This window comes from Mycolicibacterium bacteremicum (assembly GCF_002086115.1).
Lineage (GTDB): Bacteria > Actinomycetota > Actinomycetes > Mycobacteriales > Mycobacteriaceae > Mycobacterium > Mycobacterium bacteremicum.
On record NZ_MVHJ01000016.1, the window covers coordinates 74,926 to 96,706 of the forward strand.

Below are 21,781 nucleotides of genomic sequence, written 5' to 3' on the forward strand. Positions count from 1 at the left end.
TGGGCGTTGACGAATGTGCGCACTTCGGCGGGCGGTCGGGAACGAAACCGGCACCGCCAGGTGTTGAGGTGTTAATGCGTCTTTCTGTCCTGGACCTCGTTCCTGTCCGCACCGACCAGAGCACCGCGGACGCGGTGGCGGCGACCGTGCAGGTCGCGCAGGCCGCCGACCGGCTGGGCTTCACCCGCTACTGGGTCGCCGAGCACCACAACATGCCCGCGGTCGCGGCCACCAGCCCGCCGGTGCTGCTGGCCTACCTGGCCACCCAGACCGCCCGGATCCGGCTCGGCTCCGGTGGGGTGATGCTGCCCAACCACGCGCCGCTGGCCGTCGCCGAGCAGTTCGCCCTGCTCGAGGCCGTCGCCCCGGGCCGTGTCGACCTCGGCATCGGCCGGGCGCCCGGCTCGGACCCGGTCACCTCGATGGCGCTGCGCGGTGCGCGTGCGGCCCACGACGAGGACATCGAACGCTTCCCCGAATACCTCGACCACGTCGCGGCGTTGATGAGCACCCGCGGTGCCCGGGTGGAGCTGTCCCGCGGCATGCTGGCCCAGCAGGACTACACGCTCAAGGCCACCCCGGCCGCGGTCGGGGAGTGCACGCTGTGGCTGCTGGGTTCCTCGATGTACTCGGCCCACCTGGCCGCGGCCAAGGGCCTGCCCTACGTGTTCGCCAACCATTTCTCCGGGCACGGCACCGCCGAGGCGCTGGCCGCCTACCGTGCCGAATTCCGGCCCAGCGCTGAGCTCTCCGAGCCGCGCACCTTCCTGACCGTCAATGCTTCGGTGGCCGACAGCAGCGCGGAGGCCCACCGGTTGCTGCTGCCCAACCTGCAGATGATGGGCCGGCTGCGCACCGGCCGGCCGCTGGGACCGCTGGATCTGGTCGAGGATGCCGAGGCCGCCGTCGTATCGGCCCAGGAGCAGCTGATCATCGACTCGTCGGTGGCGCGCACCGTCGTCGGCGACGCCGCCGAGGCGGCCGATCAGATCCGGGCGCTGGCGGCGGAATTCGACGTCGACGAGGTGATGGTCAACCCCGTCGCCTCGGCATTCGCCGGCACCGCGGCCACGACCGCACCGGCCCGCCAGCGGACCCTGGAGCTGCTGGCCAAGGAACTGCTCTAGGGGCTCAGCACGATCACCGGGATCGGGCGCGAGGTGCGTTTCTGATACCCGATGTAGCGGTCCTTGTTCCCGCGCAAGTCGTTGACTCTCGCCCACAGCCGGTCGAAGTCGGGATCGCCGGGGAAGACCGCCCTGGCCGTCACCGGGATGCGTCGCGGCCCGACGTTGATCTCGACCTGCGGGTTGGCCTTGAGGTTGTGGTACCAACCCGGCGCCGTGGGCTCGCCGCCCTTGGAGGCCACCACCAGGTAGTCGTCCCCGTCCCGGGCGTAGGTCAGCGAGTTGGCCCGGGCCAGGCCGGTCTTGGCCCCGACGGTGTGCAGGATCAGGGCCTTGGGCCCGAACGGGATGGTGTGCCCGATCCGGCCGTCGGTGGCCTTGTACAGCTTGTCGTGCAACAACAGCAGCGGGAGGCCGATATAGCGCTCCCAGGGCGGCATGCTCATGGGTCAATCCTGCTCGGCGGCGTCGAGTTCTGCCAGTGCCGCGCGCAGCAGCCGGCCGGACTCCTCGCGGTCGGGGTCGCGGCGCACCAGCATGCCCTTGGCGAAGGACAGCTTGTCGCCGCTGCGTCGCGGTACCACGTGCAGGTGGATGTGGAACACGGTCTGGAAGGCCGCCTTGCCGTCGTTGATGGCGATGTTGTTGCCGTCGGCATGCAGACCCGACCGCCTGGCCGCCCGGGCGATGCGCTGACCCAGGGCCGCCATCGCCGCGACGGTGTCCGGTTCGGTATCGGTCAGGTCGACGCTGTGCTTCTTGGGGATCACCAGGGTGTGACCGCGGGTGAAGGGACGGATGTCGAGGATTGCCAGCAGCTCGTCATCTTCATGGATGCGGACAGCGGGCGCCTCGCCGGCGACGATGGCGCAGAACACGCAGGACATCGGGTCACCGTAGCCACGTGTGGCGCCGACGGTGCACACAGACCCGGAAATCGGCCGCGACCGCGATCTGGCTGCACCGTCGGGTGGCGCGGTGGCTGCGGACTCAGCCGAGTGCGGCCCGCCAGCAGCGCAACTTGTCGGCGAAGGCCATGGTGTGCGCGGGGCTGGTCGAGGGCAGCAGCACCGTCGGCAGATCGGGTGGGTCGCGAATGAGACGGCGATGGTTGCGCGCCGCCGCCGCACCGTTGAAGGCGAGCAGTCCGATACCGGGGTGCTCGGCGAGGAAGCCGACGATGTCGTTGGCCACCATGCTGTCCGGTTGCACCGCGGAATCCAGGCTGCCGACCCGTCGACAGGACCGCAGGACATCCCACACCGCCACGCCGTGCCCGGTCAGCGCGGCCGCGCGCTGCGCATAGGGAGCGTCCGCATCGAACCCGTAGATCTGCCCGCAGATCCGCCAGAACGCGTTGCGCGGATTGCCGTAGTACCGGTCGTGCGCCAGCGACAGCACACTGGGCATGTTGCCGAGCACCAACACCGTGGGGTGAGCGCCGACGAGCGGTGGCAGGCCGTGCAGCAATTCGCTCACCGCCCCGATGATGCCGGTCACCGGTATAGGTTGGCCCGGTGGGTAGCGACTTCGACATCGAGGCCTCGGGCCTGCTCGACGGACTCGAGGGCGCCGCCCGCGCCGACCGGGCCGAGCTGATCCCGTGGTTGCTGGACCAGGGGGTGACCGTCGAGCAGATCCGCGACTCCGACACCCCGGTGCTGCTGGCGTCCCGGCGCATTCTGGGCGATGACGGTGACTACGTGTCGGCGCGCGAGATCAGCGAGCGCACCGGGATCGATCTGGAGTTGCTGCAACGCATCCAGCGGGCCCTCGGCCTGCCCCGGGTGGACGACCCGGACGAGGCCGCACACCTGCGTGTCGACGGTGAGATAGCCCGGTATGCCAAGCAATTCGCCGATATGGGAATCGACGCGGACAATATCGTGCTGGTCGTGCGGGCGCTGGCCGACGGCCTGTCGAAGACGGCGGAGGCCATGCGGTTCACCTCGATGTCGGCGGTGATGGCGCCCGGCGTCAGCGAACTCGACGTCGCCGTCGCCTCCGAAGCGTTGCTGCGCCAGGTCAATCCACTGCTCGGGCCGATGATCGAGGACATGCTGCGACTGGAGTTGCGGCGCACCATGGAGACCGACGCGGTGACCGCGGGGGAACGTGCCGAGGGCCGGCCGCTGCCGGGTGCCCGCGAAGTCACCATCGCATTCGCCGATCTGGTGGGGTTCACCAAGCTGGGGGAGGCGGTGCCGCCGGAGGAACTGGAGGGGCTGGCGAACCGGCTGGTCGAGGCCACCCATGAGGTGGTGGCCCCGCCGGTGCGCTTCATCAAGTCGATCGGCGATGCCGTCATGCTGGTCAGCCCGGAGCCGGTGGCCCTGCTGACGGCCATGTTGGCGCTGTTGGAAGCCGCCGGTGCCGACGACGAATTCCCGCGCCTGCGTGTGGGTCTGGCCTCCGGGATGGCGGTCAACCGTGGCGGCGACTGGTTCGGCAGCCCGGTCAATCTGGCCAGCCGGGTCACCGGCGCGGCGCGCCCCGGTGCAGTCCTGGTCACCGAAGCGGTGCACGAAGCGATCGGCGACGACGCCGGGGTCGAATGGTCCTTCGCCGGCGCCAAACGGCTCAAGGGCATCAAGGACGAGGTGAAGGTGTTCCGCGCCCGCTACCTCTCCGAGCAGTGATCAGCCGGCCGAGAACCTGCGCAACCGCAGGCTGTTGGTCACCACGAACACCGAACTGAACGCCATCGCCGCGCCCGCGATCAACGGGTTGAGCAGCCCCGCCGCGGCCAGCGGCAGCGCGGCGACGTTGTAGGCGAACGCCCAGAACAGGTTGCCCTTGATGGTGCCCAGCGTGGCACGGGACAGCCGGATGGCGTCGACGGCCGCGCCCAGATCTCCGCGGACCAGGGTCAGATCGGAGGCCTCGATGGCGACGTCGGTGCCGGTGCCCATCGCCAGTCCGAGGTCGGCCTGCGCCAGCGCCGGTGCGTCGTTGACACCGTCACCGACCATCGCGACCACCCTGCCCTCGGCCTGCAGGTGCTTGATCACGTCGACCTTGCCGGCCGGCAGCACCTCGGCGACCACCCGGTCGATACCCAATTGGGCCGCCACCGTTTCGGCGGCGCGCCGGTTGTCACCGGTGAGCAGCACCGGGGTGAGTCCGAGCTCGCGGAATCCCGCGACCGCCTGGGCGGCATCGTCCTTGATGGTGTCGGCGACCACCACGACGGCCCGGATCTTCCCGTCGGCGGCGAACCAGATCGGCGTATACCCGTGTCCGGCAGCGTCATCGGCGAGCCGCGCCAGGGCCTGCGGTGCATCCAGCGACCAGTCCTGCCGCAACCAGCTCGCCCGTCCGGCGGCCAGCGCGCGGTCCTCGACCACCCCGGTGACGCCGAGCCCGCCGTGGTTGGCGAAGTCGTCGACGGCCGGCAGCGGGCCGCGACCGGCCGCGTGCTCGGCGATGGCGCGGGCGATCGGGTGCTCGGAACCGTGCTCCAGGGCGCCGAGCAATCGGAGCACCTCATCGGCGTCCTCGCCGTCGGCGACATGCACGTCGACCACCGACATCCGGCCGGTCGTGACCGTTCCGGTCTTGTCCAGCACGACGGTGTCGACGCGACGGGTGGATTCCAGGATCTGCGGCCCCTTGATCAGGATGCCCAGCTGGGCGCCACGCCCGGTCCCCACCAGCAGCGCGGTCGGCGTGGCCAGACCGAGCGCGCAGGGGCAGGCGATGATCAACACCGCGACCGCCGCGGTGAAGGCGGCCGACGCAGTGGCGCCGGCCAGTAGCCAGCCCACCAGGGTGGCCAGCGACAACACCAGCACGACCGGCACGAACACGGCCGACACGCGGTCGGCGAGACGCTGCACGTCGGCCTTCCCGCTCTGGGCGTCGCTGACCAGCCGGGCCATCTGTGCCAACTGGGTGTCGGTGCCGACGTGGGTGGCGCGCACCTCGAGACGTCCGCTCACGTTCACGGTCGCGCCCACCACGGAGTCGCCGGCGGCGACCTCCACCGGCACCGGTTCCCCGGTCAGCATCGACGCGTCCACCGCCGACGCCCCGGCGACCACCGTGCCGTCGGTGGCGATCTTCTCACCGGGTCGCACCACGAAGACGTCACCGACGGCGAGTTGTCCGATGGGTAGCCGCGTTTCGTCACCGTCACGCAGCACGGTGACGTCCTTGGCACCCATCTGCAGCAGGGCGCGCAGCGCGGCACCGGACCGGCGTTTGGCGCGGGCCTCGAAGTAGCGGCCGGCGAGCAGGAAGGTCGTCACGGCGGCGGCCACCTCGAGGTAGAGGTGTGGTTCGTCGCTGCGCGAGATGAACTCGAACGGCATCGTCATGCCCGGCATGCCGGCGTGGGTGAAGAACAGGGCCCACAGTGACCAGGCGTAGGCGGCCGTCACGCCCACCGAGATGAGGGTGTCCATGGTGGCCGCGCCGTGGCGCAGGTTGGTCCACGCCGCCCGGTGGAACGGCCAGGCCCCCCACACCACCACCGGCGATGCCAAGGTCAGGGTCAGCCACTGCCAGTTGGTGAACTGCAGCATCGGGATCATCGACAGCGCGACCACCGGCAGCGACAGCGCCACCGAGATCAGCAGTCGCTGCCGCCACGGGGCGGACTCGTCGGGTTCCTCGATTTCGGCTGCGGGGTCGGCCGCACTGGGCAGGGTCGCGGTGTAACCGGTGGCCGCGACGGCATCGACGAGGTCCTGCGGGGTGACGGTGTCGGGATACTCGACGCGGGCCTGTTCGGTTGCGAAGTTGACGCTGGCCTCGACACCATCGATCCGGTTGAGCCGTTTCTCGATTCGGGCCGCGCACGACGCGCAGGTCATACCGCCGACGTCGAGGGTGAGGGAACTCATGACATGCCTCCTAGGCGGACACGGTGGAACTCACGTCGTAGCCGCAGTCCTCGATGGCGGCCGCGACGACGCCGGGATCGGCGTTGCCGGTCACGGTGACCTTCTTCGCCGCGAGATCGACATCGACCGAGGTCACACCCGCAAGCGGGGTGACGGCGGCGGTGATCGACTTCACGCAGTGGCCACAGCTCATACCTTGGACGTCGAGAACGATGTTCATACCGCCATGATATACCGGTAGGGGGTATGGGTAAATGTCCACATCTGCAAGGAGGATCACAGTCATGAGGAAGTCGGCGATGGCGATCGCAACGGGTGCGGCCGCCGTGCTGTTACTGGCGGGCTGTTCGGGCGGATCCGAACAATCCGAACCCACGGCGCAGGACCATTCCGGACACGGCAGCAGTCACGCCGGTAGCGGTGCCAGCCCCGGCCCCGCCGCCGACGCCGGCGCGCACAACGACGCCGATGTGGTGTTCGCCCAGCACATGATTCCGCACCACAGCCAGGCGGTGGAGATGGTCGACATCCTGCTCGCCAAGACCGATGTGGACAGCCGCGTGACGGCGCTCGCCGAGCAGATCCGCGCGGCGCAGGCTCCCGAGATCGAGCAGATGCAGAGGTGGCTGGACGAGTGGGGCAACCCGCCGATGCCGGCGATGGACCACGGCTCGATGGACGGCATGGTCGCCCCGGCCGATCTGGACACGCTGCGCGATGCTCCCGGCCCGGAGGCGACCAGACTGTTCCTGGAGCAGATGATCGGTCACCACGAGGGCGCGGTCACGATGGCGCAGAGCGAGATCGACGGCGGGAGTTACGCCCCGGCCAAGGATCTGGCGCGCGCCATCGTCGACAGCCAGCAGCAGGAGATCGACGAGATGAAGTCGATCCTGGACAGCCTCTGATCACTGCACCGGGATGGTGATGCCCTCCGAGGGCTGCACGATCACGAATCCCTGCCCGTGGAAGGCGACCTGCAGCGCCTCGCCGGACCCGCGACCGATCAGGGCGCCCGCCTTGAAGCTGGTCTTCAGCTGGGTCTGCAGGTTCGCCGACCAGGCCACCACCGCATTGGTGTCGGCGAACGTCGGCGCCTCCGCGGCATTGAGCACCACCGGCGGTCCGTCCGTGGTCAGCGCGACCCAGCCACTGCCGCGCAACGTGGTGTTGAACAACCCCCCGGTGGCGATAGTGCCACCCTTGACCCGCTCGATGTTCCAGTCCAGGCTCGCCGAGAACGCCAGCACGTTCTTCCCGCTGATCGACAGGCCGGAGTTGGTCAGCTGCAGCAGGTGTACGTAGTTGGCCTGCTCGGCCAGGAACACATCCCCCTGACCCTGCACCCGCATCAAGGGCAGGCCCTCACCGGTGAGCGCCTTCTTCAGGAACTTGCCGGCGCCCCCGCCCTCGAAGGCGAAGTCGACATTGCCCTGATAGGCCACCATCGACCCCTGGCGTGCCATGAACGGCTCGCCGAGGCGGACCCGCAGCAGGCGCTCGTTCTGCAGCGCGATCGCCTTGGCTTCCTTCTCGCTGAACCGGCCGTCGATCAGATCGCCGCTGATGCCGGCGAATCCGTCACCCTGGGGCTGACTTTGGCCGGGGTGGGGTTGCTGCTCGTGCGGCGTGCCGCCGGGTTGCGGCTCGGCCGGCCGGGCGGGCGGCGGGCCCAACGGCGATGCGAAGACCTGGCCCTGATGGGACACCTGGTCGGTCCAGCTCTGACCGTCATACCAGCGGTACTCGAAGCGACCCTCGGGATCCCGCAACCACTGACCACTCACCGTGCACTCCTGTCCACTTCGGCCGTTTCGACCAGTATCCAACCACCTCAGGCTGGCATCCTGGGATGTATGGCAGGTGACGAGATCGATCGGGTGCGGGCCAGGAGTGCGTGGGCGGTGGTCCGGGAGCATCCGGGCATGGTGCTGTTCCTGGCGTCGCCGGCGATCGTCGGGCTGATCGCGGTGTGGTGGCTGGCCGGCGCGGGCTGGGCGGTGCTGCTGCTGGTGGCGCTGTTGCTCGGCGGCGGCTTCGCGCTGCGCGCCGCGCGCTGAGCGGTAGCACACGCCCGATTCCGCAGGTGGCCGGCGCGGGTGTCGGGCGCCGGGTACGCCGTGGGTGAACGTCGCTCCATCGTCGCTGTAACGGTGTAATCATGTAATCATGAGTCGTCGACATGGCGCGCGGCCCGCCGAAGAGGCCGCTGAATGGTTCGCCGGGCGGCTGCCCGACGGTTGGTTCACCGCAGACCCGGCCGTCGTGGTCGACCGGGAAGAGATCACCGTGATCGGGACGTTGCCCGAACCCGAGGACGAAAGCAGCGCCCGCCGGTCCGGTCGGGTGGCCAAATTCCGGGAGGAGACCCGCGGCGAACGCATCCGGATCGCCGAGGAGGCCCAGGACCGGTTCGGTCGCAAGGTGTCCTGGGGTGTGCAGGCCGGTGGGGAGCGGACGCTGTTCACCCACATCGCCGTGCCGGTGATGACCCGGTTGCGCCAGCCCGAGCGGCAGGTCCTCGACACCCTGGTCGACGCCGGGGTGGCCCGGTCCCGCTCCGATGCGCTGGCCTGGTCGGTGAAGTTGGTCGGCAGGCACACCGAGGAATGGCTGGCCGATCTGCGCGAGGCGATGACCGCCGTCGACGACCTGCGCGCCCAGGGGCCCGACCTCTAGTCGAGCCGCTCGACGCGCACGTGTGCACCGCCGAGCGCCGAGGTCTGCGACAGCGGATCCAGCGCCGCACCGTCGACCAGCAGATTGCGGTTCACCCCGAAGCTGATCGGCGCGCCCCCGGATCGCGGGTCGAAAATCCGTGAGCCCCAGCCGTGTTCCAGCACCACCAGGCCGCGGCGCGGGCGGTCCGAGAGTGCGGCGGTGGTTTCCACCGACCCGGTCGGGGAGGACACCCGGACCCGGTCGCCGTCGGTGATGCCCAACGCGGCCGCATCCACCGGGTGGACGAACACCGCATTGTGCTTACCGGCCGGATGCAGCCCGGGCAGTTCGTTGAGCCAGGAGTTCATGGCATGGCGGTTGCGCCGGTTACCCAGCACGAACGGGTAGTCACCCGGCGGTACCGGGACGGCATCGGCCAGCAGCTCGCGGGCCCGCGCGACGAACTCCGGCGGCGCGACCCGCACCCGCTTGCCCGGTGTCCGCAGCGCGGCACGGAAGTGTCCGAACGACCGCGGCCCCAGCACCAGACCGTGCGGGTTGTCCCGCACATCCCGCCAGCGCAACCTGCGCCCGTTCACCTTTCGCGCCGACAGCAGCAGCAGCCGGTCCAGCCAGCGGGGGGTGAAGGCCACACCCGGCCTGCCGGTCAGCCCGGCCAACCGCCGGCTGGCCCGGATGAACCCGTTGAGGCCGCGTGCCCCGAACAGCGGGCGCCGCATGGCCAGCGCCAGATCCACGAAGATCAGCCATTCCTGCCGGGCCTGCGGTGGCGGTTCGACGGCGCGGCGCCCGTACTGCACGAACGGCTCGTCGTGCATGCTGCCGGTCAGCGCCGGCAGATCATCGCGCTCCAGCCAGTGCACGGCGGGCAGCAGCCAGTGCGCGTGCCGGTGACTTTCCCGCTGGACGAGGTCGATCACCACCAGCAGGTCCAGCTTTTGCAGTGCCGCATCGAGGGCGGCGCCGTCCGGACCGGAGATGACAGGGTTGCCGCAGTTGATCAGCAACGCCCGCAGCTGTCCCGGCCCGGGCGTGCTGATCTCCGCGGGCAACTCCGCCAGGGCGTGCGCACCGGCCACCAGATCACGCCCGGCCACCCGACTCCGGTGCGGTGTGGGCTCGGCCAGCCCGGCCAGCCGCAAGGTGTCGATGTAGCCGGGCTCGAAGCGGCGGCCACCGGGCCGGTCCATCCGGCCGGTGATCACATTGAGTACGTGGCCCAGCCACTCGGCGACGGTTCCGCCGGCCTGCAGCGACACGCCGGTGCGGGTGATGACCATGGCGGTCGCGGCGCCGGCGAAATCCTCTGCCAGGGACACGATCTGCGTCCGCGAAACCTCGCAGCGGCCGGCCAGGTCATCGAGGTCGGCGGCGTCGACCAGCGCACGCAGTGCGGGCATCCCGTCGGCCAGCCCGGCGCAGTCGCCACGGTGCTCCATCCCGGCGTCCAGGATCACCTTCACCATCGCCAGCAGCAGCGCCCAGTCCTGGCCCGGCCGCACCGCCACGTGCACATCGGCCCGGTCGGCCGATTCGGTGCGTACCGGGTCGACCACCACGATCCGCGCGCCGCGGCGCTGACGTTCCAGCGCCCGCCGCCATCCGCCGGGTACCGATTCCAGCCAATTCCAGGCGCTGACAGCCGGATTCGCGCCGACCAGGAGAAAGAATTCACAGCTGTCCACATCGGAGACCGGGACCATCAGCGACGACCCGTACATCGCCTCGGCCACCACGTGCACGACGTTCTGATCCACCGAGCCGACCGCATACCGGTTGTGCGTACCCACGGCGTCCAGCCAGCCGTTCATGAACACCAGGTTCGACGCCGAATAGCCGGCCGGGTTGCCGTAGTAGGCGCCCACCGCGTCCGGGCCGTCGGCGTCGATCAGCGCGTTCATCCGCTCGGCGATATCGCGGATCGCCTCGTCCCAACCGGCGGGCTCGTACCGGTCACCCACCCGGCGCATCGGGGTCAGGATGCGCCGTGGATGTTCGACCACCTCGGCCGCGGTCCGGCCCTTGGCGCAGAAGTCGTGCCAGCTGTGCGGGTTGTCCTTGTCGGCGGCGATCTTGCGGACCCGGTTGTCCTCCACGGTCACCGTCACACCGCAGGCAGCCAGGCAGTAGCGGCAGAAGGTGTGCACGGTGCGGACCATATCCCCATCGTGCACAACGGGTTCGGGCACTGTCCGCGGAATGGGAATGAGCACACTGCTTGAGGCCCTCGCCGTCCCTACGCTGTGTGCTGAGACAGCCGGCTTTTCGCGCCAGAGCCCGTAGCGTCGCGGGGCGGAATCAGGAGCGGGCCATCGCCCAGTACTCACCATGGCGCGCCAGCAACTCCGCATGGGTGCCGCGTTCGACGATCCGGCCGGCGTCGAGCACCAGGATCTGGTCGGCGTCGCGGATGGTGGACAACCGGTGCGCAATGATGAAACTCGTTCGGTCCTTGCGCAACTCGGCCATCGCCTGCTGGATGAGCAGTTCGGTGCGGGTGTCCACCGAGCTGGTCGCCTCGTCGAGGATCAGTAGCTGCGGTCGCGCCAGTACCGCCCTGGCGATGGTGATCAGCTGCTTCTCCCCGGCGCTGATCGCCCCACCGTCATCGCCGACCCGGGTCTCATATCCCAACGGCAGCGTCTGCACGAACCGGTCCACGTGCGCGGCACGCGCCGCCGCGTACACCTCATCCGGTCCGGCCTCCGGTCGGCCGTAGCGGATGTTGTCGTACACGGTGCCGCTGAACAGCCAGGTGTCCTGTAGCACCATGCCGATTCTGGAACGCAGGTCCGCGCGGGGCATGGTGGCGATGTCCACACCATCGACGAGGATCCGTCCGGCGTCGACATCGTAGAACCGCATCAGCAGGTTCACCAGGGTGGTCTTACCGGCGCCGGTCGGCCCGACGATCGCCACCGTGGACCCCGGCTCGGCGGTGAGGGACAGGTCCTCGATGACCGGCGCGTCGGGCCGGTAGCCGAAGGACACCCGCTGGAACTCCACCCGGCCCGGCCCGGCCGGCACGGGCCCGGTGGACACATCGGCGGATTCCTCGTCGGCGTCGAGCAGGTCGAAAATGCGTTCTGCGCTGGCGATCCCGGACTGCAGGGCGTTGTACATCGCGGCCACCTGCGTGAGTGGCTGGTTGAACTGGCGAACGTACTGGATGAACGCCTGGATGCTGCCCAGCGTGATCTGCCCGGTGGCCACCTGGATCCCCCCGACAACCGCCACGGCCACATAGCTCAGGTTGCCGATGAAGGTGGTCGCCGGGCCCACCAGACCGGACAGGAACTGGGCGCCCAGGCTGGTCCGGTGCACGTCGGCGTTGAGCCGGTCGAACTGGTCGGCCGCCGCGGCGCGGTGACCGTAGGTCTTGACGACCGTGAAACCGCTGTAGGTCTCCTCGATGTGGGCGTTGAGGCGGCCGGTGTTGGCCCACTGCTCGGCGAACAGCTTCGCCGAACGCCGGGTGATCGCGCGGGTCGCCAACAGCGACAACGGCACGGTCAGCACCGTGATCAGGGTCAGCAACGGCGAGATCGTCAGCATCATCACCAGGACCGCGACCACGGTGATCAGCGCGGTCAGCAGCTGACTGATGGCCATCCCCAGCGAGGACTGCACGTTGTCGACGTCATTGGTGACCCGGCTGAGCAGCTCGCCGCGCTGGCGCCCGTCGACATAGGACAGCGGCAGTCGGTGCACCTTCTGCTGGATGTCGGCCCGCATCGTCATCATGGTGCGCTGCACCACCACGTTCAGGATCCGGGCCTGCAGCCACACCAGCAGCGCCGCAACCAGATACAGCCCCAGGGCCAGCAGCAGCGTCCGGGCCACCGCGGCGAAGTCGACCCCCTGGCCGGGGGTCACATTCATCCCGGACACCAGGTCGGCCAGCCTGTCGTCACCGCGGGCCCGGGCGGCATCGATGGCCTGCTCCTTGGTCAACCCGGCCGGTAGTTCGCGCCCGATGACACCGTTGAACAGCAGATCGGTGGCGTGGCCCAGGATCCGCGGGCCGATGACGCCGATCGCGATCCCCCCGATGGCGAGCGCGATCACCGTTGCGGTCAGCCCCCGCTGCGGCGTCAGCCGCCGCACCAGCCGGATGGCCGATCCGGTGAAATCGCGCGAGCGGGTGACCGGTGGTTCCATGCCGCGCATCGGCCGCGTCATGAGGCGGCCACCGACTGCGAGTCCACGAACTCCACGTAGGTCCGGCAGGTCTGCAGGAGCGACCCGTGGGTGCCGGCGCCCACGACCAGGCCGTCGTCGAGCACGATCACCTGATCGGCCTCGGCCACCGTGCTGATCCGCTGCGACACGATGATCACGGTCGCATCGGCGGCCGCGGCGCGCAGTGCGCTACGCACCCGGGCGTCGGTGCGGGTGTCCAGCGCCGAGAACGCATCGTCGAACAGGTAGACCGCCGGCCGCCGGATCACCGCGCGGGCGATGGCCAGACGCTGGCGTTGCCCACCGGAGAAGTTGATCCCGGCCTGGGCCACCCGCATCTGCAGCCCGTCCGGGTGGGCGCGCACGAAATCGTCGGCGGCGGCGACCCGCAACGCCTCCCACATCTCGTCCTCGCTCGCGTCGGCCTTGCCGTAACGCAGGTTGTCCGCGACGGTGCCGGAGAACAGGTAGCCGCGCTGTGGCACCAACCCGACTGCCGCCCAGAGGGCTTCGGTGTCGTAGCGGCGCACGTCGACACCGTCGAGGCGCACCGACCCGGCGGTGACGTCATAGAGCCGGCAGATCAGCGACAGCAGGGTCGATTTTCCGGAGCCGGTGCTGCCGACGATCGCGGTCGAGGTGCCCGGCCGGGCGGTCAGTGAAATGCCCTGTACCACCGGACGGTCCGCGCCCGGGTAGCTGAAGGTGGCCCCGTCCAGGGTGATCTCACCGCGCACCGCCGCGGCCGCGAACGGCTCGGCAGGGCTGGTGATGGCCGGCTCTGTGCGCAGCACCTCGGTGATCCGCTCCGCGCACGCCGAGGCCCGGGGCAGCAGCACCAGCAGCAGCGTCGCCATCAGCACCGCCATCAGGATCTGCATGAAATAGGCCAGGAAGGCGATCAGCGAGCCGACCTGCATCTGCCCGGCGTCGATGCGCATGCCCCCGAACCAGATCAGGGCGACGCTGGAGATGTTGATGACCAGCGTGGTGGCCGGCAACATCAGCGCCTGCCAGCGACCCGCGGTCAACGCGGTCTCGGCCAGCGCAGTGTTGGCCTCGCCGAACCGCTGCCGTTCCAACGGTTCCCGGGCGAATGCGCGCACCACCCGGATACCGGACAACTGCTCACGCATCACCCGGTTGATGTTGTCGATGAGTCGCTGCATGGAGCGGAAGATCGGTAGCAGCTTGGACACCACCCACCAGTTCGCCAGTGCCAGCACCGGGACGCTGATCAGCAGCAGCCAGGACAGGCCGGCGTCCTGGTGCACGGCCATCGCGATACCGCCGACACCCATGATCGGCGCGGTGATCAGCATGGTGGCCGTCATCTGTACCAGCAGCTGGATCTGCTGGACGTCGTTGGTGGTGCGGGTCAGCAGGGTGGGGGCGCCGAACCGGGCGGCCTCGGACGCCGAGAAGCCCAGGACGTGGCCGAAGACGGCGGCGCGCAGGTCGCGACCGAACCCGATCGCGGCGCGCGACCCGAAGAACACGGCGCCGATCGCGCAGACCACCTGCAGCGCCGTCACGCCGAGCATCACCAGACCCAGCTGCATGATCCGGCCGGTGTCGCCCTGGGCGACGCCGTCGTCGATGATCGCGGCGTTGACGGTCGGCAGGTACAGCGATGCCAGCGTGCTGACCACCTGCAATGCGGCGACAATCGCCAGCAGCCCGCGGTAGGGCTGCACGTGACGGCGCACCAGGGCCAACAGCATCTGGCCACTCTCGCACACTCGGGCACCTGGCCCGATCACCGGTGAGACACGAAAAGGCAGGTCAGTACATATGTCAACGGTGTACGCCCGGGTGGCCGCTACAGTGCATGTCGTGACCTTCCGACACGGTGACGGCCGACTCCGCAGTGCGGCGAAGATGCTGGTTGCCGCCACTGCGATGCTGCCCATCGTCGTCGCGTGCTCAGACTCGGACAGTCCGGGTTCCCCCTCGGTGCCCCCGACCACCGAGTCCGCTCCCGAGGCCCAACACGGCCCGGTGTTCCCCGAGTGCGGCGGTATCAGTGACGAGACCGTCGCCCAGCTGACCGAGGTCCGGGGCCTGGTCAACACGGCGCGCACCTCGGTGGGCTGCCAGTGGCTGGCCGGCGGCGGCATCGTGGGGCCACACTTCTCCTTCACCCATTTCCGGGGCAGCCCGATGGGCCGGGAGCGCAAAACCATGGAGCTGTCCCGCGCCAGTGTCGAGGACATCAGCATCGAGGGCCACGACGGATTCATCGGTATCGGAGAGGACCTGGTGCTCGGGCAGAACTTGTGCGAGATCGGCATCGGGTTCGGCGATGACTTCATCGAATGGTCGGTCAGCTACACCCAGAAGCCGTTCCCGGATGCGTGCGAGGTCGCCAAAGAGCTGACCCGCCAGTCGATTGTGAATGCGCAGCGATGAGCAGGATGAAGCGCCCGGTGACGGTGGTGATCGCGCTGCTGGCCGCGCTGACCATGGTGCTCGGTGTCCAGGGCTGCTCGCGGGCGGTCGACGGCACCGCCATCAAGTCCTCCGGCGCCGGGCCGCGCAACAACGATTCCGAGCGCACCTACCCGAACCTGCTCAAGGAATGCGATGTCCTCACCGAGGACATCCTCGCCGAGACGGTGGGCGCCGATCCGCTGGACATCCAGAGCACCTTCGTCGGCGCGGTCTGCCGCTGGCAGGCGGCCAACCCGAACGGGCTGGTCGACATCACCCGGTTCTGGTTCGAGCTGGGCAGCCTGGACTACGAACGCCAGGTCGCCGACGAGCTGAAGTTCCCGGTCGAGGAACGCCGCATTGCCGGGGTGCAGTCGATCGTCATGCGCAACCCCAACGACGCCAACGCCTGTGGCGTGGCCAGCGACGCCAGCGGCGTCGTGGGCTGGTGGGTCAATCCGCAGGCGCCCGGCATCGACGCGTGCGGGATGGCGATCAAGCTCATGGAGCTGACGCTGGCCACCAACTCCTGAGCCGGCTCAGCGCGGCACGTGGAAATCGGCCAGTCGCGCGCCGCCGAGCTGCAGGTCCCGCCACGAGCCGCCGACCTCGAGCAGTGATATGGCCGACGTCGGGTATTTCGACTCGACCTCCGCGATGGCGGCGGGGTCGCTGCCCTGGCCGGCCAATCCCAGCGTCAGCCCGGACATCACCGGCTCGTGCCCGATGACCAGCAGGGTCGCCACATCGTCGCCGACCGCGTTGATCTCGGCCAGCACGATTCCCGGTGTGGCGTCGTAGATCCGGTCGACGAAATGCGCGGGCGCGTCGATGCCGGTGCGCTCCAGCGTCTGCCGGGTCCTGGTCGCCGTCGAGCACAGCACCGCGTCGACCGCCGGTGCGTTCGCCCGCAGCCAGTCGCCGGCCAGCCCGGCCTCGGCGACACCGCGCGGCGCCAGCGGACGCTCGTGATCCCCGATACCGGATGGATAGTCCGACTTGGCGTGACGCAGCAGCAGCAGGGTCCTCACCGCATCCAGGTTAGGCCATGCCGACGCACGTCCCGGGACTTGTCGGACACCGGACCTAGACTCACCGCTGGGTCTTTCGGGACCGGTGGACGACTAGGGAAGGGAGTGCGCCGATGCGCTTTCTGCACACCGCCGACTGGCAGCTCGGTATGACACGGCACTTCCTCAGTGCCGGTGGCGGAGAAGCGCAGTCGCGTTACGCCGCCGCCCGTCGTGAGGCCGTCGCCGGACTCGGCGTGCTGGCGGCCGAGGTCGGCGCGGAGTTCGTGGTGGTCGCCGGTGACGTCTTCGAGGACAACCAGCTCTCCCCGCGTGAGGTCAGCCTCGCGCTGGAGGCCATGCGCGCCATCGAGGTGCCGGTGTATTTGCTGCCCGGCAACCATGATCAGCTCGACGCGGGATCGGTCTACACCAGCGCGCTGTTCGCCGCCGAGTGCCCGGCCAATGTCACCGTGCTCGACCGGGACGGCGCCTTCGAGGTGCGTCCCGGCGTACAGATTCTGGCTGCCCCTTGGCGTTCCAAATCGCCGACGACCGATCTGGCCGCCGCGGTCACCGCCGATGTCCCGGCCGACGGCACCGTGCGGGTGCTGGTCGCGCACGGTGGCGTGGACGTGCTCGACCCGGACCCGGCCAAACCGTCGCTCATCCGGCTGGCCGCCGTCGAGGACGCGCTGGCCTCCGGTGTGGTCCACTATGTGGCGTTGGGGGACAGGCATTCTCGCACCCAGGTCGGTGCCACCGGTCGGGTCTGGTACTCCGGCTCACCGGAGGTCACGAACTACGATGACATCGAGACCGACCCCGGGCATGTGCTCGTCGTCGACATCGACGAGGACGATCCGGCGCACCCGGTGCAGGTCACCGCGCGACGGGTGGGTAGGTGGCGCTTCATCACGCTGCGCCACGATGTCAACGACGACCGCGATATCGCCGGCCTGGACATCAACCTCGACCAGCTGCCCGACAAGGAGCGCACGGTGGTCCGGATGGTGCTCACCGGCTCGTTGACGGTGGGGCACAAGGCCAAACTCGACGAGTGCCTGGACCGGTACGCCCGGCTGTTCGCCTCGCTGCGCTCCTGGGAGCGGCACTGCGATCTGGTCGTGCTGCCCGCCGACGGCGAATTCGACGACCTGCCGATCGGTGGGTTCGCCACCGGGGCCGTGGCCGAACTGGTGGCCGCCGCCCGTGCCGACGGGGACGAGGCCGATGACGCGCGGTCCGCGCTGGCGCTGCTGCTGCGGCTGACCGCGAACAGTCAGGGGAACGTGGCATGAAACTGCACCGGCTGGTTCTGACCAACTACCGGGGGGTCGCGCACCGCGAGATCGAGTTCCCGGACCGCGGCGTCGTGGTGGTCAGCGGCGCGAACGAGATCGGCAAGTCCTCGATGATCGAGGCCTTGGACCTGTTGTTGACCGTCAAGGACCGCTCCTCGAAAAAGGAGGTCAAGGCGGTCAAGCCGACCCATGCCGATGTCGGTGCCGAGGTCACGGCCGAAATCTCCACCGGTGCTTACCGTTTCATCTACCACAAGCGCTTCCACAAGAAGGCCGAGACGGTGTTGACCGAGCTGACGCCGAACCGGCGCCAGCTCACCGGCGACGAGGCGCACGACCGGGTGCTGGCGATCCTGGACGAAACGATGGACACCGCGCTGTGGCAGGCGCAGCGGGTGCTGCAGGCCTCGGCGACCGCCCCGGTCGACCTGTCCGGTTGCGACGCCCTGTCGCGGGCCCTGGACGTGGCCGCCGGCGCCGCCGAGGACACCGTCGATGCCGCCGACGCCGACCCGCTGCTGATCGACAAGATCGAGCGCGAATACCTGGACTACTTCACCGCGACCGGCCGTCCCACCGGTATCTGGGCGGCCGCCACCGGCCGGTTGCGCACCGCCGCCGAGGCCGTGGACCGGTGTGCGGCGGCGCTGCGCGAGGTCGATCAGGCGGTTGCGCGGCATGCGACGCTCACCGCAGAGCTTGCCGGACTCGCCGAACAGATCGCCGCCGCCGAACAGCGCCGTACGCTCGCCGAGCAGGCCGCCGGTGCCGTGCAGAAGCTGGCCGCCGAGCGGGATACCGCCAAGCTGGTCGCCGAGGCCGCCACCTCCGCGCACACCGCTGCGCTGGCCGCCGTCACCGAGCGGCGCAGACTGCGCATCGCAGCTGATGAAAGGTCAACGGCCGCTGCGGAACTGGTGGCCGTCGCCGCCGAGTCCGCGCGGGCTCACGGCCTTGCCCGCCAGGTGGTCGAAGCCGCCGAGTCCGACGCCGAGCGTGCGCAGCTCACCGCGACGGCGGCGGCCGCCGCCGTCGAGTCCGCGCGCGCCGAGGTCGCCGCCCTGGTGGCACGCGACGAGGCCGCCCGACTGACGGCGCATATCGCCAAGCTCGACGCCGCCGCCGCCGAACTCGCCGATATCGAACGCGAACTGGCCGCCAATCCGATGACCGACGCGCTGCTCAAGCAGATCGACGCGGCCTCCAGGTCGGTCGAGCGTGCCGCCGGACGCGCCGAACTGGCCTCGGCGCGACTGGAACTCATCGCGCTCGCCGATATCCAGGTGCAGTGTGCCGACACCACGACCGGCCTGAGCGCCGGCCAGGACTGGGGGATCTCCGTCGGCGAACCCGCCACCGTGGAGGTGCCCGGTGTGCTGCGTGTGCGGGTGGTGCCGGGTGTCGACGCACTGCAGACCCACGCCGAGCTCGACGCTGCGCAACGCGATCTGGCGCAGGCGCTCGCGCAGGCCGCGGTGGTCGATGTCGAGGCGGCACATGCCCTCGATGCGCGGCGCCGTGAACTGCGCGCCGCACGCGACACCCTGCGAGCGACCGTGGCGGCGATCACCGGTGCCGAAACACCTGCGCAGCTGCGCGCCCGCCACGCCGAGTTGACCGCCGATCAGCCCGTGGTCGTCGGGGACACCGGTGCGGCCCGCACCGCGCTGGCCGCTGCCGTCGCCGCTCACACCGCGGCCACTGCGCAGGCCGACACGCTGCGCAAGGTGGCCGCCGCGGCCACCGCCAAGTGCAACGACGCCGCCGTCGCCGCCGGGGTGCTGCGCGAGAAGCTGGAGGCCGCGCAGTCCGAGCACGATGCCGCAACCCGACGGCTGGCCGCGGCGCGGCTGGCGGCCACCGACGAGCAGCTCAGCCTGCAGGCCGAGGCCGACGCCGAACGCGCCACCCGGGCACAGGCCGAGCTGACCCGTCTGGAGACCGAGCTGGCCGCCGCCCACCCCGATAGCGTTGCCGCCGAATTGGACTCGGCCGCCGCTGGGCTGCGCCGATTGCACGCCGAGCGGGAGGCCGCCGCCACCGCGCTGACCGAGGTGTCCGCCACGTTGAAGCTCTACGGCAGCGAGGGCCGCCGCGGAGCACTCGACGCCGCCGAGACCGAGCGGGAGCATGCCCACGCCGAGTTCCTGCGGGTCGGCCGCCGCGCCCGGGCCGCGGCGCTGCTGCGCACGGTCATGCTGCGCCATCGCGAGACTGCGCGGCTGCGCTACGTCGAACCGTTCCGCACCGAGATCCAACGCCTGGGCCGCATCGTGTTCGGAGCCGACTTCGAGGTCGACATCGACACCGACCTCACCATCCGCAGCCGCACCCTCGACGGCACCACCGTCGGCTATGAGTCGCTGTCCGGTGGGGCCAAGGAGCAGATCGGCATCGTCGCGCGGCTGGCCTGCGCCTCGCTGGTGGCCATTGAGGACACCGTGCCGGTCGTCATCGACGATGCGCTCGGGTTCACCGACCCCGACCGGCTGACCAGAATGGCCGCGGTGTTCGACTCCGTGGGCGGGGACGGTCAGGTCATCGTGCTGACCTGCAGCCCCGACCGCTACGCCGGCATCGGCGATGCCCGCGTGATCGAGCTGACCGCCTAGGCGACGGCCTCCACCCGGCCGGCGCCGGTGCTGTCTCCCGTCGCGTCGCTCGCCGGGGTGCTGTCTCCCGTCGCTTCGCTCGCCGGGGTGCTGTCTCCCGTCGCTTCGCTCGCCGGGGCGGGCAGCGCGCTCAGCCCCAGGTGATCGCGCAGCGTATCCCCGGTGTACTCGGTGCGGAACAGTCCGCGCCGCTGCAACTCGGGCACCACATAGTCGACGAAATCGTTGAAGGTACCCGGACTCTGGGCGGCCGACACCATGAAACCGTCGGCCTCGCCCGCGGCGAAGGACGCCTCGATCTGGTCGGCGACCTGCGTGGCGGTCCCGACGAACTGCGGTAGCAGCACACCCTGGGCGTACCACTTGCCGATGTCGCGCAGCGTGAGGTTGTCGCGGTTGGCCACCCGGCGTGCGGTGTCGAACAAGCCCTGCGTCCCGGTGACCTGCACATCCTCCACCGGCGCGTCCAGGTCGTACTGGGAGAAGTCGTGGTCGGTGTGCACGCTGAGCGTGATCAGCCCGGAGATCGGATCCGCCAGCTCGTTGTGGAAGGCTTGCTTCTCCCGCGCGATCGACTCGGTCTCCCCGATGAACGGGATGAACGCCGGGAAGATCAGCACCTGATCGGGATTGCGGCCGAAATTGCTTGCCCGCGACTTGATGTCGTCATAGTAGGCACGGCGGCCCTCGGGGGTGGGGTCGATCTCGAAGATGGCCTCGGCCCAGCGGGCGGCGAAATCGCGACCGGTGTTCGAGGAGCCGGCCTGGATCAGCACCGGCCGGCCCTGCGGCGAGCGCGGCACGTTCAGTGGACCCTTGGTGCGGAAGAACTTCCCCTCGTGGTCGACGCGGTGGATCTTGTCCGGGTCGGCGAAGACCCCGGTGCTCTTGTCGACCACCAGTGCGTCCGGATCCCAGGACGACCACAATTCGAGGGTCGCGCGCAGGAACTCGTCGGCCCGCTCGTAGCGGAATTCGTGGTCCAGGTGGCTGTCCTGGCCGAAGTTGTGCGCCTCACTGGCCGTCAGTGAGGTCACGATGTTCCACGCCACCCGGCCGCGGGTGATGTGGTCCAGGCTGGCGAAGATGCGGGCCAGCTCGTAGGGGTGGAAGTAGGTGGCGGACTTGGTGATGGCCACACCCAGCTTGGAGGTCACCGCGCCGATGCTGGCGGCGACGATGGACGGGTCCAGCGTGGCGGTGGCCTGCGTCCCGCGCCGCAGCGGTTCGGTGATGTCGCGGCCGTACTGGGCCGGCGCGGCCAGCAGGTCGGCGAAGAACACGAAGTCGAACTTGCCGCGCTCCAGGATGCGCCCGATGCGGTGGTAGTACTCGGGGGTGGTGAAATCGGTGTCGCTGCCGGGATGGCGCCAGGCGGCATGCGAGTGGGTCACCTGGGAGGCGATCTGGAATCCGCCGAGGTGCAGCTGCGTGGGCATGTGTCGTCACCTTTCTTTGCGATGTGTGGCGCCGCACCCGTCCGGCGAAAAACCGGGGGGGGGCCCCCCAAAGCAGGGGGGTGTGGGGGGAGGAAATAGCCTTTGGCGGCCCCCCGGGGGGGGGGGCGCGGGTTATGGGCGCCCC

Annotated in this window: 20 protein-coding genes; 9 read left to right on the plus strand and 11 right to left on the minus strand. The window is 69.8% G+C overall.

Annotated elements, in window-relative coordinates; all coding sequences use genetic code 11:
• The first annotated feature begins 74 nt into the window (after positions 1-74).
• Entirely contained in the window at positions 75-1,127 is a 1,053-nt protein-coding gene (locus BST17_RS18820) for an LLM class flavin-dependent oxidoreductase (protein WP_083060423.1), read from the plus strand.
• On the opposite strand, the gene BST17_RS18825 is transcribed toward BST17_RS18820, so the two are convergent.
• The 3 genes from BST17_RS18825 to BST17_RS18835 form a co-directional block, all read right to left on the minus strand.
• Positions 1,124-1,573 carry a nitroreductase family deazaflavin-dependent oxidoreductase gene (locus tag BST17_RS18825; protein WP_207573672.1) on the minus strand — a complete coding sequence of 150 codons (450 nt, stop codon included), beginning with the start codon at positions 1,571-1,573 and terminating at the stop codon, positions 1,124-1,126. The two genes, BST17_RS18820 and BST17_RS18825, sit on opposite strands and share 4 nt — an antisense overlap.
• Before the next feature lie 3 nt (positions 1,574-1,576).
• Positions 1,577-2,014, minus strand: coding sequence for an HIT family protein (locus BST17_RS18830; RefSeq protein WP_083060442.1), 438 nt, complete (start codon positions 2,012-2,014; stop codon positions 1,577-1,579).
• A gap of 103 nt (positions 2,015-2,117) precedes the next feature.
• Entirely contained in the window at positions 2,118-2,606 is a 489-nt protein-coding gene (locus BST17_RS18835; RefSeq protein WP_083060444.1) for a DNA-deoxyinosine glycosylase, read from the minus strand.
• A gap of 38 nt (positions 2,607-2,644) precedes the next feature.
• Between BST17_RS18835 and BST17_RS18840 the strand changes: the two genes are divergently transcribed.
• On the plus strand, positions 2,645-3,766 hold the full coding sequence (locus tag BST17_RS18840) for an adenylate/guanylate cyclase domain-containing protein (protein ID WP_083060424.1): 1,122 nt from the start codon (positions 2,645-2,647) through the stop codon (positions 3,764-3,766).
• On the opposite strand, the gene BST17_RS18845 is transcribed toward BST17_RS18840, so the two are convergent.
• Together BST17_RS18845 and BST17_RS18850 are read right to left on the minus strand one after the other, a co-directional pair.
• A complete protein-coding gene (locus tag BST17_RS18845) occupies positions 3,767-5,974 on the minus strand; it encodes a heavy metal translocating P-type ATPase (protein ID WP_083060425.1) in 2,208 nt (735 codons plus the stop codon). It abuts the gene before it with no gap.
• Positions 5,975-5,984: 10 nt separating this feature from the next.
• Positions 5,985-6,194: a cation transporter gene (locus tag BST17_RS18850; RefSeq protein WP_083060426.1), complete on the minus strand. Its 210-nt coding sequence runs from the start codon at positions 6,192-6,194 to the stop codon at positions 5,985-5,987.
• Between the two features lie 64 nt (positions 6,195-6,258).
• On the opposite strand from BST17_RS18850, the gene BST17_RS18855 reads away from it, so the two are divergent.
• A complete protein-coding gene (locus BST17_RS18855) occupies positions 6,259-6,882 on the plus strand; it encodes a DUF305 domain-containing protein (RefSeq protein WP_234807724.1) in 624 nt (207 codons plus the stop codon).
• Here BST17_RS18855 and BST17_RS18860 read toward each other — a convergent pair whose 3' ends face one another.
• The gene (locus BST17_RS18860) at positions 6,883-7,761 is read right to left on the minus strand and encodes an AIM24 family protein (protein ID WP_083060428.1); all 879 of its coding nucleotides are present in this window, start codon (positions 7,759-7,761) and stop codon (positions 6,883-6,885) included.
• A 69-nt stretch (positions 7,762-7,830) separates the two neighbouring features.
• Here BST17_RS18860 and BST17_RS18865 point away from each other — a divergent pair, with 69 nt between their 5' ends.
• Together BST17_RS18865 and BST17_RS18870 are read left to right on the plus strand one after the other, a co-directional pair.
• Positions 7,831-8,034, plus strand: coding sequence for a hypothetical protein (locus BST17_RS18865; protein ID WP_083060429.1), 204 nt, complete (start codon positions 7,831-7,833; stop codon positions 8,032-8,034).
• 109 nt (positions 8,035-8,143) lie between these two features.
• Positions 8,144-8,653: an ATP-binding transcription factor AbmR gene (locus BST17_RS18870; RefSeq protein ID WP_083060430.1), complete on the plus strand. Its 510-nt coding sequence runs from the start codon at positions 8,144-8,146 to the stop codon at positions 8,651-8,653.
• On the opposite strand, the gene BST17_RS18875 is transcribed toward BST17_RS18870, so the two are convergent.
• From BST17_RS18875 to BST17_RS18885, 3 genes are all read right to left on the minus strand, one after another.
• The gene (locus tag BST17_RS18875; RefSeq protein ID WP_083060431.1) at positions 8,650-10,815 is read right to left on the minus strand and encodes a molybdopterin-containing oxidoreductase family protein; all 2,166 of its coding nucleotides are present in this window, start codon (positions 10,813-10,815) and stop codon (positions 8,650-8,652) included. The two genes, BST17_RS18870 and BST17_RS18875, sit on opposite strands and share 4 nt — an antisense overlap.
• 139 nt (positions 10,816-10,954) lie before the next feature.
• Entirely contained in the window at positions 10,955-12,838 is a 1,884-nt protein-coding gene (locus tag BST17_RS18880) for an ABC transporter ATP-binding protein (protein WP_083060432.1), read from the minus strand.
• Entirely contained in the window at positions 12,835-14,562 is a 1,728-nt protein-coding gene (locus tag BST17_RS18885; protein WP_083060433.1) for an ABC transporter ATP-binding protein, read from the minus strand. Before BST17_RS18885 ends, BST17_RS18880 begins: the two co-directional genes overlap by 4 nt.
• A 103-nt stretch (positions 14,563-14,665) precedes the next feature.
• Here BST17_RS18885 and BST17_RS18890 point away from each other — a divergent pair, with 103 nt between their 5' ends.
• A complete protein-coding gene (locus tag BST17_RS18890) occupies positions 14,666-15,250 on the plus strand; it encodes a DUF3558 domain-containing protein (RefSeq protein WP_407937757.1) in 585 nt (194 codons plus the stop codon).
• Complete coding sequence (locus BST17_RS18895) at positions 15,247-15,804, plus strand: DUF3558 domain-containing protein (protein ID WP_083060434.1); 558 nt, start codon at positions 15,247-15,249, stop codon at positions 15,802-15,804. Before BST17_RS18890 ends, BST17_RS18895 begins: the two co-directional genes overlap by 4 nt.
• 6 nt (positions 15,805-15,810) lie before the next feature.
• Here BST17_RS18895 and BST17_RS18900 read toward each other — a convergent pair whose 3' ends face one another.
• The gene (locus BST17_RS18900) at positions 15,811-16,311 is read right to left on the minus strand and encodes a SixA phosphatase family protein (RefSeq protein WP_083060435.1); all 501 of its coding nucleotides are present in this window, start codon (positions 16,309-16,311) and stop codon (positions 15,811-15,813) included.
• A gap of 104 nt (positions 16,312-16,415) precedes the next feature.
• Between BST17_RS18900 and BST17_RS18905 the strand changes: the two genes are divergently transcribed.
• On the plus strand, positions 16,416-17,582 hold the full coding sequence (locus BST17_RS18905; RefSeq protein ID WP_083060436.1) for a metallophosphoesterase family protein: 1,167 nt from the start codon (positions 16,416-16,418) through the stop codon (positions 17,580-17,582).
• The gene (locus BST17_RS18910) at positions 17,579-20,197 is read left to right on the plus strand and encodes an AAA family ATPase (RefSeq protein WP_083060437.1); all 2,619 of its coding nucleotides are present in this window, start codon (positions 17,579-17,581) and stop codon (positions 20,195-20,197) included. The genes BST17_RS18905 and BST17_RS18910 overlap by 4 nt, the downstream gene beginning before the upstream one ends.
• Here the strand turns inward: BST17_RS18910 and BST17_RS18915 are convergent.
• Complete coding sequence (locus BST17_RS18915; RefSeq protein ID WP_234807725.1) at positions 20,194-21,636, minus strand: LLM class flavin-dependent oxidoreductase; 1,443 nt, start codon at positions 21,634-21,636, stop codon at positions 20,194-20,196. The two genes, BST17_RS18910 and BST17_RS18915, sit on opposite strands and share 4 nt — an antisense overlap.
• Positions 21,637-21,781: the final 145 nt, after the last annotated feature.